Source organism: Massilia scottii (genome assembly GCF_030846495.1).
In the GTDB taxonomy this organism is placed as follows: domain Bacteria; phylum Pseudomonadota; class Gammaproteobacteria; order Burkholderiales; family Burkholderiaceae_D; genus Telluria_A; species Telluria_A violaceinigra.
On sequence record NZ_JAVCWM010000010.1, the window covers coordinates 250,289 to 265,702 of the forward strand.

14 protein-coding genes and 1 pseudogene are annotated in these 15,414 nt (G+C 60.9%); 11 read left to right on the forward strand and 4 right to left on the reverse strand.

Annotated features, from left to right (window positions below; genetic code table 11):
* Positions 1 to 82: 82 nt before the first annotated feature.
* Positions 83 to 1,726: a MutS-related protein gene (locus RBA41_RS16580; protein ID WP_306625208.1), complete on the forward strand. Its 1,644-nt coding sequence runs from the start codon at positions 83 to 85 to the stop codon at positions 1,724 to 1,726.
* Positions 1,727 to 1,784: 58 nt separating this feature from the next.
* Here RBA41_RS16580 and RBA41_RS16585 read toward each other — a convergent pair whose 3' ends face one another.
* The gene (locus RBA41_RS16585) at positions 1,785 to 3,605 is read right to left on the reverse strand and encodes a phosphoethanolamine transferase (protein WP_306625209.1); all 1,821 of its coding nucleotides are present in this window, start codon (positions 3,603 to 3,605) and stop codon (positions 1,785 to 1,787) included.
* A gap of 182 nt (positions 3,606 to 3,787) precedes the next feature.
* Between RBA41_RS16585 and RBA41_RS16590 the strand changes: the two genes are divergently transcribed.
* A complete protein-coding gene (locus RBA41_RS16590) occupies positions 3,788 to 4,531 on the forward strand; it encodes a M48 family metalloprotease (protein ID WP_306625210.1) in 744 nt (247 codons plus the stop codon).
* 47 nt (positions 4,532 to 4,578) lie between these two features.
* Here the strand turns inward: RBA41_RS16590 and RBA41_RS16595 are convergent, their stop codons facing one another.
* The gene (locus tag RBA41_RS16595; protein WP_306625211.1) at positions 4,579 to 4,992 is read right to left on the reverse strand and encodes a VOC family protein; all 414 of its coding nucleotides are present in this window, start codon (positions 4,990 to 4,992) and stop codon (positions 4,579 to 4,581) included.
* Positions 4,993 to 5,471: 479 nt separating this feature from the next.
* Here RBA41_RS16595 and rpsL point away from each other — a divergent pair, with 479 nt between their 5' ends.
* The 5 genes from rpsL to rpsJ all read left to right on the forward strand — a co-directional run bounded on the left by rpsL (position 5,472) and on the right by rpsJ (position 10,406).
* Entirely contained in the window at positions 5,472 to 5,855 is a 384-nt protein-coding gene (gene rpsL, locus RBA41_RS16600) for a 30S ribosomal protein S12 (protein WP_025603541.1), read from the forward strand.
* A gap of 127 nt (positions 5,856 to 5,982) precedes the next feature.
* Positions 5,983 to 6,453, forward strand: a complete 471-nt coding sequence (rpsG, locus tag RBA41_RS16605; RefSeq protein ID WP_054265804.1) for a 30S ribosomal protein S7 — start codon at positions 5,983 to 5,985, stop codon at positions 6,451 to 6,453.
* A 132-nt stretch (positions 6,454 to 6,585) separates the two neighbouring features.
* The gene (gene fusA, locus RBA41_RS16610; RefSeq protein ID WP_166881493.1) at positions 6,586 to 8,691 is read left to right on the forward strand and encodes an elongation factor G; all 2,106 of its coding nucleotides are present in this window, start codon (positions 6,586 to 6,588) and stop codon (positions 8,689 to 8,691) included.
* 79 nt (positions 8,692 to 8,770) lie between these two features.
* A complete protein-coding gene (gene tuf / locus RBA41_RS16615) occupies positions 8,771 to 9,976 on the forward strand; it encodes an elongation factor Tu (RefSeq protein ID WP_167076263.1) in 1,206 nt (401 codons plus the stop codon).
* Between the two features lie 112 nt (positions 9,977 to 10,088).
* The gene (gene rpsJ / locus RBA41_RS16620) at positions 10,089 to 10,406 is read left to right on the forward strand and encodes a 30S ribosomal protein S10 (RefSeq protein WP_005663509.1); all 318 of its coding nucleotides are present in this window, start codon (positions 10,089 to 10,091) and stop codon (positions 10,404 to 10,406) included.
* A gap of 132 nt (positions 10,407 to 10,538) precedes the next feature.
* On the opposite strand, the pseudogene RBA41_RS33480 reads toward rpsJ, so the two are convergent.
* Positions 10,539 to 10,670: pseudogene (locus RBA41_RS33480) on the reverse strand (IS66 family transposase); the annotation flags it as partial.
* 175 nt (positions 10,671 to 10,845) lie between these two features.
* On the opposite strand from RBA41_RS33480, the gene RBA41_RS16630 reads away from it, so the two are divergent.
* Both RBA41_RS16630 and RBA41_RS16635 read left to right on the forward strand, forming a co-directional pair.
* Positions 10,846 to 11,472, forward strand: a complete 627-nt coding sequence (locus RBA41_RS16630) for a hypothetical protein (RefSeq protein ID WP_306625212.1) — start codon at positions 10,846 to 10,848, stop codon at positions 11,470 to 11,472.
* Positions 11,473 to 11,807: 335 nt separating this feature from the next.
* The gene (locus RBA41_RS16635) at positions 11,808 to 12,329 is read left to right on the forward strand and encodes an alpha/beta hydrolase family protein (protein WP_306625213.1); all 522 of its coding nucleotides are present in this window, start codon (positions 11,808 to 11,810) and stop codon (positions 12,327 to 12,329) included.
* A gap of 6 nt (positions 12,330 to 12,335) precedes the next feature.
* Here the strand turns inward: RBA41_RS16635 and RBA41_RS16640 are convergent, their stop codons facing one another.
* Positions 12,336 to 13,031: a PEP-CTERM sorting domain-containing protein gene (locus tag RBA41_RS16640; protein ID WP_306625214.1), complete on the reverse strand. Its 696-nt coding sequence runs from the start codon at positions 13,029 to 13,031 to the stop codon at positions 12,336 to 12,338.
* 235 nt (positions 13,032 to 13,266) lie between these two features.
* Here RBA41_RS16640 and creB point away from each other — a divergent pair, with 235 nt between their 5' ends.
* Complete coding sequence (gene creB, locus RBA41_RS16645; protein WP_306625215.1) at positions 13,267 to 13,950, forward strand: two-component system response regulator CreB; 684 nt, start codon at positions 13,267 to 13,269, stop codon at positions 13,948 to 13,950.
* Positions 13,947 to 15,377, forward strand: coding sequence for a two-component system sensor histidine kinase CreC (gene creC, locus RBA41_RS16650; protein ID WP_306625216.1), 1,431 nt, complete (start codon positions 13,947 to 13,949; stop codon positions 15,375 to 15,377). Before creB ends, creC begins: the two co-directional genes overlap by 4 nt.
* The last annotated feature ends 37 nt before the right edge of the window (positions 15,378 to 15,414 follow it).

Below are 15,414 nucleotides of genomic sequence, written 5' to 3' on the forward strand. Positions count from 1 at the left end.
GTGGACTTGCATTTTGTCAATTTACCTACATCTGGCAGGCTGGTTGCGCGACACCCGCGCGGCCGCAGGCCAGAAAGGCAGTATGTCCGCGTTCGTATCGACCTTGTCCGCCGTGTGGACGCAAGCTGTGACCCGGTTGCGCGCGTTCCTGATCATTCCCGACAGGGAGCCGGCCGATTACGGTTTCGTGGCGAGCGACGTGGCGCAGGTGCACCGGCTGTGCGCCGATCCGGCGCGCGGCGCGCTCGATGACGCCACCTGGAAGGACCTGCTGCTCGATACCTACCGCGCGCAGTTATCGAAAGAAGTGAGCATCTTCGGCCAGCAGGTGCTGTACCGGCGCCTGCGCGCGGGGCTGGAGGACGACGCGTGCGCCGCCGTGGGCGAGCGTGTGCGCGACCTGATGCGCGATCCGGAGCGCCTGGCCGCGCTGCACCGCGGCTGCACCTCGCTGCGCCATGCGGACAAGGAGATCGCCACCTTGCTGTTCGAGGATGCCGCGCCGGATACCGCGCCGCCCGCGCCCTGGTGGGTCGGCAAGACCTGGCCGCTGCCGGTGCTGCTGCTGGCGTCGATCGCGGCCGTCATCGTCACGCCGGCCGCGTGGCTGGTCACCGGCGTGGTGGCGTATATATTAATGAGCACCCAGATGCGCTACTGCGACCGGGTCGAGGAGTGGGAGCGCTCGATGAATGCGCTGCAGATGCTGCTGCGGGTCTCCAGCATCCTGGGTGCGCGCAAGGATGCGTTGCTGCTGCCGTTCGCCGGCCCTGCGGCGGCGGCGGGCAAGCTCAATCGCCAGCTTTCGCGCGCACCGATGGTGGCAATGACGCCGGGCGCGCGCACCTATCTGGACTGGTTCATGCTCGACAACGTGAATCACTACTTCAAGGGCGTGCGGCTGGTGCACGGCAAGCTGGACTTCCTGCGTGGGTGCTTCGTGCGGGTGGGCGAGCTGGAAGCCGATATCGCGCTGGCGCGCCATCTGCTCCAGGCGCCCGTGCTGTGCTGGGCCGAGCGCCACACGTCCCGGGCGATTGCGCTCGGGGGCACCGTGCATCCGCTGCTGCCGCAGGCGCAGGCGCTGTCGGTCAGGCTCGATGGCGGCGGCGCCTTCATCTCGGGCCAGAACGGGGTCGGCAAGAGCACCTTGCTGCGCACCGTCGGCGTGAACCTGGTGACGGCGCGCGCCTTCGGCTTTTGCTACGCCGAGAAGGCCAGCGTGCCGGACCTGCCGGTCTACACCAGCATGCAGAGCGAGGATTCGCTGTTCGGCGGCGAGAGCCTGTACATGGCCGAACTGCGGCGCGCGCAGGAGCTGCTGGCGGCGGCCGGCGGCGCGCATCCGGGCATCTGCATCATCGACGAGATTTTCCGCGGCACCAACCACCTCGAATCGGTGTCGGCGGCGGCGTCGGTGCTCGATGTGCTGGCGGCCAAGGGGCTGGTGATGGTCTCGTCGCACAACCTGGTGCTGGCGTCCTTGCTGGCGCACCGGCTATCGCCCCTGTGCGTGCGGCTGGACGATGATGGCCGGCTGGCGCTGGAAGCGGGCGTGCTGGCGCATACCAACGGCATCGCCCTGCTGGCGCAGCGCGGCTTCGGCCCCGCCATCGAAGCGCGCGCGGGCAGGGTGTTCGACTGGCTCAGTGGCTACCTGGCGCATCCGGGCGATTGCGACGGGGTGCTGGCGGGCGACACCATGAGTGAACCGGTATCGCCTTAGCGCAGGCCTTCGATTGCCGTCTGCGCGCGATCATGTCGTCCTTGAGGGCGGTGATGCGCTATTTTTCGCGCTTGAGCGGCGTGCCCTTGTCGATGATCTCGCGGCAGTCGCCTTTCCAGGTGGCGTTGTCGTAGTCGCTCCAGCCGTAGCTGTCGACGTAGCGCTTGTGCTGCTTGAATCCGGGATTGACGAAACTCCATTCCAGGCGCTCGTCGGCGTAGCGGATGTCGGCCAGGTCGAGCAGGGTGTGGAACATGTTCTCGGTCGACAGGCGCGCCTTGCCGTGGCGCTGCAGCTGCGCCACCTTGTCCGGATAGCGCGCCAGGTACTGGTCCGAATACCAGAGCAGCGCGGGCACGTGGAATTCGTACTGGGTATTGTGGCCGTGGAAGGCCAGCTTGCAGCTGTTGTCGTACAGCGTCTGGCCATGGTCGGACACATACAGCATGGCGCTGCGCTGCTGCGAGCCTTTCAGTTGCCCGATTACGCTGGACAGGAACCAGTCGGTGTACAGGATGGTGCTGTCGTAGCTGTTATTGAGCTGGGTCTTGAGCGCCGGGTCGGTGTAGACCGGCTTGTCGATGCCGAACAGGGATGGCTGCCAGCGGTCGAACTGTTTCGGATAGCGCTGGCTGTAGTTCCAGTGGCTGCCCAGCGAGTGCAGCACGATCAGCTTTTTCGGCGCCGGGTCGGCGATGGCATTGCGTAGCGGGTCGAACAGGATCTCGTCGAAATTGGAGTTGTTGGTAAAGCCGCCCAGGTTGAGGAACTGGATCACGTCCGCCTCTTTGGCAAAGACCGAGACGGGCGTGTCGAATTCGCCGAACGAAATCTGGTTCGACAGCCAGTAGGTCTTGAAGCCGGCTTCCTTGTAGGCGGTCAGGAAGGATTTTTCGGCGAAGCCGTCCTTGAGGCTCTTGATGGCCGGTTTGCGCGAGATCATCACCGGCACCGACAGGCGCGTGGCCGAGATGGACGTGATCACGTCGGGCAGGGTGACCAGGTTGGTTTCCTTGGCGAGCAGGGGATTGGTGTCGCGCGTGTAGCCGTTCAGGCTCCAGCGGTCGAAGCGAGACGATTCGCCGATCACCATCACCACGATTTCCGGCTGCGTATCGGGCGCTGCCTGGCGCGCGCCGAAGGTGAAGCCGCTGTTGCGCTGGCCCAGCTCGGCCAGGTGCTTGCGTTCTTTATAGAAGTCGACGCCGCGTGCCGTGATGCCGAAAGGCCAGGATTGCGCGAACGCGCCCAGTTCGAGCGGCAGCACCGCCCAGTGGGGCAGGGGAACGGACTTCCAGCCGGTGTGGCCGGCGCCCGGGGCGGGCTTGCTGGCGCTGGCCGGCGCCGTCTTCGATGCCGCGCCTGGCGCGGCGGCGCGCGGGGCGACGCCGAATTCGTGACCGTAGGCCCACACGCCGGCGCCGATGGCCAGCAGGCCCAGGCTGAGCCAGCGCGAGCTGTCGTCCCAGTCGAGCTCGCGGGCGCGGCGGGCGGCCTGGAAACTCGTCACCCACCAGGCGATGACTGCCGCCATCACGGCCAGCATCAGCCAGACCGTCTTGCCGAGAAATTCGAGCGCTTCCTTGGGACTGGTTTCGGCAATGATGCCGAGATGGTGGGTGGAAATGCTTTGCCCATAGAAACTGAACAGGTAGATTTCGGTCGGCAGGGCCAGGAAAGCCGGGATCAGCAGCCAGTGGAACCAGGCGGGACGCTTGAACAGCGCCCACACCGCCACCCAGGCCACGGCCTCGATGCCGAGCACCTGCCACGGACGGTCGAGCCGCTTGCCCAGCAGCATGGGGAAGAAGGGGATGGCCGACAGTGCCGCGTACGTCAGCAGAAGATAGAGCGGGGCAGGGCGCAGCAGATGTCGCATCAGGGAAACGTGGTCCAGCAAAATTGGCCATTATCCCGGGTTTTTAGTTCTCCCTGCCAAATATTCGATGCGGCAAAGCGTTGTCTGGATTGTAATTATATGTAGTTGGATGCAATTGATGATGCTCCGTGCTGTTACAATGGCAATGTTTTAATACTAATAACCTGAATGAGAGTAACTCCATGACATCCACAATTCGTATTGCCGCGCTGACCATGTTCATCCTGACCTCGGGCGCCGCTTCGGCCATCGACCTCGGCGGCATGCTGGGCGCGGGCAAGGATCTGGCCAAGGCCGCCACCATCAGCGACAAGGACGTGATCGAAGGCTCGCGTCTGATGATGCGCCAGATGGACAAGGAAGAAAAAGTCGCGCCGGCCGGCAGCAAGTACGCCAAGCGCCTGGCGATGCTGACCAAGGGCCTGGAAAATGAAGATGGCCTGAAGCTGAACTTCGCGGTGTACCAGTCCAGTGAAGTCAATGCATTCGCCACGCCGGACGGCAGCATCCGCATTTACGCGGGCCTGATGGACCTGATGAACGACGAGGAACTGCGCGGCGTGATCGGCCACGAAATCGGCCACACCAAGCTGGGTCACTCGGCGTCGCAGATGAAAAAGGCGCTGTTGCTGTCGGCCGGTACCAAGGCGGCGGGCGCGAGCGGCAACCAGATCGGCGGCATGGTCGCAGCCAACGAAGAAACCATCAAGGCCTTCGGCAATGCGCAGTTCTCGCAGTCCGATGAGACCTCGTCGGATGACTATGGCTTCAAGTTCATGCAGAAGCACAAGTACGACGTGCGCGCGATGGAATCGGCCTTCCGCAAGCTGGCCAAGCAGGAACAGGGCGAAGGCAGCATGATGGCGAGCCACCCAGGGTCGAACGCGCGCGCCGATCGCATGAAGGCGGCGGCCGACAAGCTGTAATTTCTAGCGGCTCGCATGTCAAACCGAGTGCGAGCCCTTACCACGACTCATTCCGGGTGGTGGCACACCGCTTCAACGTTGTTGCCTTCCGGGTCAATGACGAAGGCACCATAATAATGAGGGTGGTAGTCCGTGCGCAGGCCTGGGGCACCATTGTCCTTTCCTCCGGCGCTGATCGCGGCGAGGTAAAAAGCATCGACCTGCGCACGAGCTTGGGCCCGCCACGCCAGGTGACAGCCGGTCGTCGCTGCCGGGCCCCCGTAGGGTGATGGGCCGTCGATGAACCAGACATCGGCCTTTTTGCCGTCAGGCTCGGAGGCATCAGGGTACGCGAATCCCAGCATGTTCGCGCCGTAGTTACCTTCAAAGCATATGCTGTAGCCCAATGGCGCAAGTGCCGCGCTGTAAAACGCTTTAGCGCGGCCAATATCGGCGACGCGGAAAGTCATGTGATCAAGCATGGGGAGTCACTCCTGAGGTGGGTTTGTTGTGTGCGTATCGCACCCGTATACTGTACATGCGTACAGTATCTATGGCAAGAGAGTTAACGTTGCCCATACCTCAAGCCGCGTTTCAAGGGCGATTGCAGGAGCACGCAGTGCCTGCGCGGGGACGACGCTTGCGAGGCCGCGCCAAGGCGCGGCGCGCGGGCCAGGCTCGCCATGACGCTTCTGTCTCGCCCCCGCCACAGTCCCCGTTTCCGCTAGCAGCATCGCCCCACATCCGCATTGCCAAGCGTTAAACTGTTTGACTGCCTGCCACATCGCGTCTATACTCGCGAGTTCTCGATTTTATTCTGCGCATTGTTTACGCATTCAGCGCCGCTCCTCGCAGGGCGGCTGTCGGTGCCTCTCCTGCGTAGTCCTCGTCGGGACTCCGTTTTAGTCCCCGGACACTTCGTCCGGGTTATTCATGTTGTAATTTTGTTGGATTTATAACGATGCCAACCATCAATCAACTGATTCGCAATCCACGTGTCGCTCTGACCGTGAAAAGCAAATCGCCGGCGCTGGAAAACAGCCCGCAAAAACGTGGTGTTTGCACCCGTGTGTACACGACGACTCCAAAGAAGCCAAACTCGGCTCTGCGTAAAGTCGCCAAAGTTCGCCTGACCAACGGTTTCGAAGTCATTTCGTACATCGGCGGTGAAGGCCACAACCTGCAAGAACACAGTGTCGTGCTGCTGCGCGGCGGCCGTGTCAAGGATTTGCCGGGTGTGCGTTACCACATGGTTCGCGGTGCACTGGATACCCAGGGCGTTAAAGACCGTAAGCAAGCTCGTTCGAAGTACGGTACGAAGCGCGCTAAAGCAGGCAAGAAGTAATTTTTCGCCCCGCTTTCACTAGAAGTTTAACGAGTTGAACCGACCGTAATGGTCGAGTAAGTGGATGGCTATGATGGCCTCCGCGAGTGCGCACCGCGCGCTCAACTGAAGATAGGAAGGAATTGATATGCCACGTCGTCGTGAAGTACCCAAGCGCGAAATCTTGCCAGATCCAAAGTTCGGTAACCAAGATGTCGCCAAATTCGTCAACGTACTGATGCTGTCCGGTAAAAAATCGGTCGCAGAAAACATCATCTACGGTGCATTTGAGCACATCAAGCAAAAGTCCGGCAAAGACCCGCTCGAAGTGTTTGCAACCGCGATCAACAATGCCAAGCCGATGGTCGAGGTTAAGTCCCGCCGCGTCGGTGGCGCCAACTACCAGGTGCCAGTTGAAGTTCGTCCGGTTCGTCGTATGGCGCTGTCCATGCGTTGGTTGCGCGAAGCCGCAAACAAGCGCAGCGAAAAATCCATGCCGCAACGCCTCGGTGGTGAACTGATGGAAGCCGCTGAAATGCGCGGTGGTGCTATGAAGAAGCGGGACGAAGTTCACCGCATGGCAGAAGCGAACAAAGCGTTCTCGCATTTCCGCTTCTAATCAATTGGCCACGCCCTGGTTTGCACATTTGTGCGAGCCCAGGCGCGGCCATGTATCTGTTGTTCGAGGCCGGGCTCATTTTGTTCACAAAATGCCGCTCGGTTTTGTCCATTAAAAGATTTAGGAATAATTATGGCACGCAAGACCCCCATTGAGCGCTACCGCAATATCGGTATCTCGGCTCACATCGATGCTGGCAAGACCACCACGACCGAGCGCGTCCTGTTCTACACGGGCGTGAACCACAAGATCGGCGAAGTGCATGATGGCGCGGCCACCATGGACTGGATGGAGCAAGAGCAGGAACGCGGTATCACGATTACCTCGGCTGCGACGACCTGCTTCTGGAAAGGGATGGCTAACAATTTCCCTGAGCACCACATCAACATCATCGACACCCCGGGCCACGTTGACTTCACCATTGAAGTTGAACGCTCGATGCGCGTGCTCGACGGTGCCTGCATGGTTTACTGCGCAGTGGGCGGTGTTCAGCCACAGTCGGAAACCGTATGGCGCCAGGCTAACAAGTACAAGGTGCCACGTCTGGCTTTTGTCAACAAGATGGACCGTACCGGCGCCAACTTCTTCAAGGTCTACGAGCAGATGCGCGCTCGCCTGAAGGCGAACCCGATTCCGCTGCAGATTCCTATCGGCGCCGAAGACAACTTCAAGGGCGTGGTCGATCTGGTCAAGATGAAAGCCATCTACTGGGACGACGCGTCGCAGGGCATGAAGTTCGACTACCGCGACATTCCTGCTGAGCTGCAAGAGCAGGCTGCCGAGTGGCGTCTGAAGCTCGTCGAAACCGCTGCTGAAGCGAACGACGAACTGATGAACAAGTACCTGGAAGAAGGCGACCTGTCGGAAGCCGAGATCAAGGCTGCTCTGCGCCAGCGTACCATCGCGTCGGAAATCGTCCCGATGATGTGCGGCACCGCGTTCAAGAACAAGGGCGTGCAAGCCATGCTCGACGGCGTGATCGAATACCTGCCATCGCCAATCGACATCCCGCCAGTCAAGGGCATGGACGAAGATGACCAGCCGACCACGCGTAAAGCAGAAGACGACGAGAAATTCTCGGCGCTGGCATTCAAGATCATGACCGACCCGTTCGTGGGCCAGCTGATCTTCTTCCGCGTCTACTCGGGCATGATCAAGTCGGGCGACACCGTCTACAATCCGATCAAGAACAAGAAAGAACGTCTTGGCCGTATTTTGCAGATGCACGCTAACCAGCGCGAAGAAATCAAGGAAGTCCACGCCGGCGATATCGCCGCCGCGGTCGGCCTGAAAGACGCGACCACGGGCGAAACCCTGTGCGATCCATCGTCGATCATCACGCTGGAAAAAATGGTCTTCCCTGAGCCGGTGATTCAGCAGGCAGTCGAGCCGAAAACCAAGGCTGACCAGGAAAAAATGGGCCTGGCGCTGAACCGCCTGGCACAGGAAGATCCTTCGTTCCGCGTGAAAACCGATGAAGAATCGGGCCAGACCATCATCGGTGGTATGGGCGAGTTGCACCTGGAAATTATCGTTGACCGCATGAAGCGCGAATTCGGCGTCGAAGCGACCGTCGGCAAGCCACAAGTGGCTTACCGCGAAACGATCCGCAAGGTGTGCGAAGAATCCGAAGGCAAGTTCGTCAAGCAGTCGGGCGGTCGTGGTCAGTACGGTCACGTTGTCCTGAAGATCGAGCCGCAAGAAGCCGGCAAAGGCTTTGAATTCGTCGACGCCATCAAGGGCGGCACCGTTCCACGCGAATACATCCCTGCAGTTGAAAAGGGTGTGCGCGGCACGCTGAACGCTGGCGTGATGGCCGGTTATCCAGTGGTCGACGTCAAGGTCACGCTGTTCTTCGGTTCGTACCACGATGTGGACTCGAACGAAAACGCGTTCCAGATGGCCGCTTCGATGGCATTCAAAGATGGCTGCCGTAAAGCATCGCCAGTCATCCTCGAGCCAATGATGGCCGTGGAAGTGGAAACGCCGGAAGACTACGCCGGTACCGTGATGGGCGATCTGTCGTCCCGCCGCGGTATGGTGCAGGGCATGGACGAGATCCCAGGCGGCGGCGGCAAGATCATCAAAGCCGAAGTGCCACTGTCCGAAATGTTCGGTTACTCGACCTCGCTGCGTTCCGCAACGCAAGGCCGTGCTACCTACACGATGGAATTCAAGCACTACTCGGAAGCGCCTAAGCACGTTACCGATGCAATCGTAACGGCCAAGGCCAAGTAATTCAGTCAGGGCCGCGCCATAAGTGCGGCCCTGATCATCGAAAAAAAATTGTAAAAATAGTCTTTAAAGGAAATTCAAAATGGCAAAAGGTAAATTCGAACGGACCAAGCCGCACGTCAACGTGGGCACCATCGGTCACGTCGACCACGGCAAGACCACCCTGACGGCAGCGATCGCTACCGTTCTGTCGAAGAAATTCGGCGGCGAAGCAAAAGCATACGACCAGATCGATGCGGCACCAGAAGAAAAAGCGCGCGGCATTACCATCAACACCGCACACGTCGAGTACGAAACGGCTAACCGCCACTACGCTCACGTTGACTGCCCAGGCCACGCCGATTACATCAAGAACATGATCACCGGCGCAGCACAGATGGACGGCGCGATCCTGGTTTGCTCCGCAGCTGACGGCCCAATGCCACAGACCCGCGAGCACATCCTGCTGGCACGCCAGGTTGGCGTTCCATACATCATCGTGTTCCTGAACAAGTGCGACCTGGTCGACGACGCAGAACTGCTGGAACTGGTTGAAATGGAAGTGCGTGAGCTCTTGTCGAAATACGAGTTCCCAGGCGACGACCTGCCGATCATCAAGGGTTCGGCACGTATGGCCCTCGAAGGCAACACCGGCGAGATGGGCGAAGTGGCGATCATGGCTCTGGCCGAAGCGCTGGACACCTACATCCCAACGCCAGAGCGCGCTATCGACGGTGCTTTCCTGATGCCAGTGGAAGACGTGTTCTCGATTTCGGGTCGCGGTACCGTTGTGACCGGCCGTATCGAGCGCGGTATTGTTAAAGTCGGCGAAGAAATCGAAATCGTCGGCATTTCCGACACCGTCAAGACCACTTGCACCGGCGTGGAAATGTTCCGCAAGCTGCTGGACCAGGGTCAAGCCGGCGACAACGTCGGTCTGCTGCTGCGCGGCACCAAGCGTGAAGACGTACAGCGTGGTCAGGTTCTGGCCAAGCCGAACTCGATCAAGCCGCACAATCACTTCACCGGTGAGATCTACGTCCTGTCGAAAGACGAAGGCGGCCGTCACACCCCGTTCTTCAACAACTATCGTCCACAGTTCTACTTCCGTACCACGGACGTGACTGGTTCGATCGAGTTGCCAGCGGACAAAGAAATGGTTATGCCAGGCGATAACGTGTCGATCACCGTCAAGCTGATCAACCCGATCGCGATGGAAGAAGGCCTGCGTTTCGCGATCCGCGAAGGTGGCCGTACCGTTGGTGCAGGTGTTGTTGCGAAGATTCTCAGCGAAGTCGCTGGTAAGTAATTCGTAGTAAGGGGCAGGAAAGCAGGTATACTTGCTTTCTTGCCTGATGTGCCCAAGCAAAAAATTCATATTGCCGGCTCCATGCCGGTTCGTTCTTTTTAAGGGAATTACCATGTCCGCACCAAACCAGAAAATCCGCATTCGCCTCAAAGCGTTCGACTACAAGCTGATCGACCAGTCCGCACTGGAAATCGTCGACACCGCCAAGCGTACCGGCGCTGTTGTCAAAGGCCCAGTCCCACTGCCAACCCGCATCCAGCGTTTTGACGTCCTGCGTTCGCCGCACGTCAACAAAACCTCGCGCGACCAGTTCGAAATCCGTACGCACCAGCGTCTGATGGACATCGTGGACCCAACGGACAAGACCGTTGACGCGCTGATGAAGCTGGATCTGCCAGCTGGCGTCGACGTCGAAATCAAACTGCAATAATCATTGCAGTGTTGCCGCCAGCGCATTAATATGCGCGGGCGAGTCAGGGCCGGGCGAGTTCGCTTTTAGCGAACGGACCCGGCCCTGATGCGTTTTACGGGCCGCATGCCTGGTGTGTGCCTTGAGCGGCACGACCTCGTACTTCAACTCACCAATGCGGCGCAAGGCTTCGCTCAGTGCAGAGGGGCAGGCTTCATACAAATCGTAGAATTTGCGCCGCGCATGCGCCCAGCAGGCTGCCTCCTGGATCGTGCCGTCCTCGTAGCGGTAAAGCGGCAAAACGTAAAAAATAGTACGCTAAGGCGGGTGAGGCAGAAGTCGAGGGTATGGTTTCGCCTGCGGATTCAATCGGTCCACGCAACCCACTCCTCGAATCGTTGAGCGTGTATCTTGGTCGCAATATGGATAATTTCCATCTAAACTTTCTCATTGGATTTACATGAAACGACTTACTCTGGCAGTCATCTCCATTTCGCTCGTGCTTCTGAGCGGCTGCGCAAGCTCGCCACCGCCTGCGCCGCAGTTCACCGAGTTGGCTATCCAAAGCCTGCCTCCACCACCAACGGACAAGGCGCAAGTCGTGTTCCTTGAGCCGATCAACTCGATCCAGGGTATAGTCCCCGTTGGCTTGTTCGAGGTGAACGGCGATACCCGTACCCACCTTGCCACGACCGGCTCGCACACCAAAGTCGCGCTTAACTTCACGCCAGGGCGCCATCTGCTGATGGCAGCACAGATTGGCATCAAGGCGCACTTTATGGAAATCAATGTCGAAGCCGGAAAGCGCTATTACGTGCTCGAGCGCTTCATCTATGGGAATGGATTCCAGCTGCGCCCTATACGCGTCAATGGCTCTTCGGACTACAGCGTGAACAGCACAGATTTCCCGTCCTGGAATTCAGTCACGCGTTTTGTCGCCATGACGCCTGCTAGTGTCGAGATATTCGAGAAACACAAGGAAAGCGTGAGTAAGACCCAAGCCGAAGGCTGGAGAGTCTGGAACGAAAAATCGCCGCAGCAACGTGCTGAATTAACGTTGAATCCAGAGGATGCAGTTGCGCACTAATCAGGTAACATGACGTAATCAGGCTTCCGCGTCAATCCCGTTGAGTTTGGCCATTCCGATCATTGAGTAAATAGCGGCCGTGCGCTCGCCCCCGCAGTCAGCGGCTATAACGAAGAGCACTGGTGGCCGCAAAGTCTGTCGCGCGACCAAAAGTCGCTGGTGGTGAGGTCGCGCCAGGATCGCGACACGTACGCCTGCTTCCGCTACAGCCTGTAGACGCGCAGCGTCGGCGAGCTGCTCGCCGCGCATCCGACCCAGGACATCTACGTGCCCGACACCGAGACCGACGGACAGTTCCGCCTGGTCGCCAGCGCCGGCATGAAATCTGTTGTCGAATGGTTCGATCCGGCCAGGGCGGCCATGCAGAAAAGCGTCGATGCCGCCTTGCCGGATCGCCTCAACATTACAGCTATGGGGGCTATGCCGCCATGTGGGGCTTGGCCAAGACGCCCGAGTTATACCGCTGCGGCGCCAGCTTTGCCGGCGTCAGCGATATTGCGTACATGCTCAAGGACGACTCCGATACCAATGCCAGGGCGACCGGACGCTTGAACACCAACATCCTGGTGGGCGGGGCAGGGCGTGACAAACAGGTGTTCGACCAGGTCTCGCCGCTCAGGAACGCGGCGCGCATCACGGCGCCGGTGCTGCTGGCCCACGGCGAATGGGACCGGCGCGTGCCGATCGCGCACGGCCGCAAGATGCACAAGGCGCTCAAGGAGGCGAACAAGGAAGTCGAGTGGATGATCCTGGAAAAAGAGGGCCATGGCATTTACCACGAAGACAACCGCGAGAAATTCTATGGCGCCCTGTTCAAGCTGCTCGAGCGCACCATCGGCCCGGGCGCACCGCGTTGATCCCGGTCAGGCCGGCCGGCGTGTGCGGCGGCGCGCACCGAGCATCGCCAGCGCGCCCAGTCCCAGCAAGCCGAGGCTGACCGGTTCCGGCACCGCCGCCACCGTACTCATCGAAAACTCCTGAATATCGCCGTAGAACACCGTGGAGCGGCCCGTGAGCACGTCGTTGTAGCCGAACTGCGACTGCTTCATCGCGTAGTCGTACAGGTCGGGGCGCACGGTGGTCGAGAAGGGCGTGGTCAGGCTGGCGTTGGCGCCGGCGAACAAGTGATCCACCGATTCGATGCCGTGGTAGGCGTACATGCTTTGGTCCTGCGTGGTCCAGTTCACGCCGGCGAACGCCTGGTCGGATCCCCACGCACTCGCGGTCGAGGCGCCGTTGGCGGTCTGCTGCTGGAAATGCCCGGTACGCCGGTAGTTGCGCGTTACGCCGTCGACGGTGATGCTGGCGCTGAACAGATTCAAGCCATACATGCCGTCATACTGGTTCAGGTATTGGTCGCGGGTGGAGCCAGTGTCGTCGAACGTCAGCGTCATCTGGTAGCGCTTGCCGACCAGGTCGCCCGGGCCGAATTCGTCCAGGTTGTTCTGGGCAACGCTGCTGATCACGCCGCGCGAAGTAGTGGTCAGAATGGTCGCGTGGGCGCTGGAGATCCAGGCCGAGGCAACGAGGGCGAACGCGAAGAATGATTTAGCGGACACGATATTCTTTCTTGTGGTTTGATTAAGATGACATAGTTGTTAAGCAAAAAACATGCCACTTGGAAATTAACGTTAGGTATCATCGGCTTAGGATTTTCCGTTAAGAAATGTCGTGAGCTTCTGTAAAATTTTCCGACAAGTGCGGCGCGCGGGCAGGGCGCGGCCCCGGGCCGCCGGTTGACTGGCCTGCGCCGGCCCCGGATACTGTCGCCATGACCACGATGAACGGAAGCGCATGCCTGTAACGATCCTGATTGTGGAAGATGAACTGGCCATTGCCGACAGCATCGCCTATGCCCTGCGCACGGACGGCTTCGTGCCGCGGCATGTGACCCTGGGTGCGCAGGCGCTCGACGCGATGCGCGGCGCCGACCCGGCCGCCGTGCCGGCGCTGGTGGTCCTCGACGTCGGCCTGCCCGACATGAATGGCTTCGAGGTGTGCCGCCAGCTGCGCCAGTTCTGCAACGCCCCGGTGATTTTCCTGACCGCGCGCAGCGACGAGATCGACCGCATCGTCGGGCTCGAAATCGGCGCCGACGACTACGTCACCAAGCCGTTTTCGCCGCGCGAACTGGTGGCGCGCATCCGCGTGGTGCTGCGCCGCCTGGCGCCGCCCGCCGCCGCGCCGGCCGGGCGTTTCGACATCCGCGCGGCCCAGGCGCGCATCCTGTACCGCGGCCAGGTGCTCGACCTGACCCGCTACGAATACCTGCTGCTCCAGGCCCTGTGCGAGCATCCCGGGCACGTGCTCTCGCGCGCGCAGCTGATGGACCGGGTCTGGGCCGACGCGCCCGACACGCTCGAGCGCACCGTCGACGCCCACATCAAGTCGCTGCGCGCCAAGCTGCGCCAGGTCGACCCCGGCGACGACCCGATCCAGACCCACCGCGGGATGGGCTACAGCCTGGCGGGCGCATGAGGATCGGCCTGCGCATCCTGCTCGGCTACTTTCTGATCGTCGGGCTGGCGGCGTGGTTCCTGCTCAATGTGTTCGTGGCCCAGGTCAAGCCGGGCGTGCGCTCCACCCTCGAAGACACCCTGGTCGATACCGCCCACCTGCTGGCCGAAGTGGTGGCCGACGATGTCAAGGCCGGCAAGGTCGGCGACTCGCAGATGCTCGTACGCATCCAGAGCTTCGCCAGGCGCCATGTGGATGTCGAGATCGATGGCCTGAACAAGCGCAGCCTGAACTACCGCGTCTACATCACCGACCAGCACGGGCGCGTCACCTTCGATTCGAGCGGGAAGGATGTGGGCAAGGATTACTCGCTCTGGAACGATGTCTACCTCACCCTGCGCGGCGAATACGGCGCGCGCAGCACGCGCGACGCCGGCACCGACGACACCAGCGCCGTGATGCACGTGGCCGCGCCCATCATGGACGGCGAGCGGATCATCGGCGTGCTGACCGTCGCCAAGCCGGTATCGACCGTGCAACCGTTCGTCGAGCGCAGCCAGCGCATCATCCTGCAGCGCGGCGCCGTGCTGCTGGGGCTATCGCTGCTGATCGGGGTGGCCTTCGCCTGGTGGCTCAACCGCGCACTGCGCACCCTGATGGTGTACATCGCCGATGTCGAGGCGGGCCGCAAGGCCACCTTGCCGGCGCTGGGCAACAACGAGATCGGCACGCTCGGGCGCGCGCTCGAAGCGATGCGCAACAAGCTCGAAGGCAAGGAATACGTGGAAGAATTGATGCACACCCTGGCGCACGAGCTCAAGAGCCCGATCGCGGCGATCCAGGGCTCGGCCGAATTGATGCAGGAAGACATGCCGGCCGCCGAGCGCCAGCATTTTCTCGGCAATATCCTCAACCAGAACCTGCGCCAGAAGCAGCTGATCGACAAGCTGCTGGCACTGATCCGCGTGGAAAAGCAGCAGCGCCTGAGCGCCCCGGAAACGGTGCCGCTGCGCGCGCTGGCCGAGCAGGTGCGCGCGGACGTGTCGGCGCGGCTGCTGGCGCGCGCTCTGACCCTGGAGGCCATCGTCGACAACCTGATCGTCAAGGGCGACCCGCTGCTGCTGCGCCAGGCGGTCGGCAACCTGCTCGACAACGCGATCGATTTTTCCCCGCCGGGCGGCGTCATCACCTTGCGGGGCGAGCAGATGGGCGATGAAACGGTCATCAGCGTGAGCGACTGCGGGGATGGCATTCCGGAATTCGCGCGCGAGCGGCTGTTCGAGCGCTTCTACTCGCTGCCGCGTCCGGACGGCGCCAAAAGCACGGGCCTGGGCCTGCCGTTCGTGCGCGAAGTGATGGCGCTGCATGGCGGCCGGGTGACGGTCGACAATGTCCAGCCGCACGGCGTCCGCGCCAGGCTCTGCCTGCCCATCGTCATCGTTTCCTAACCGGGGTCAGACCTCAATAAGGAAATCTTTCTAATCG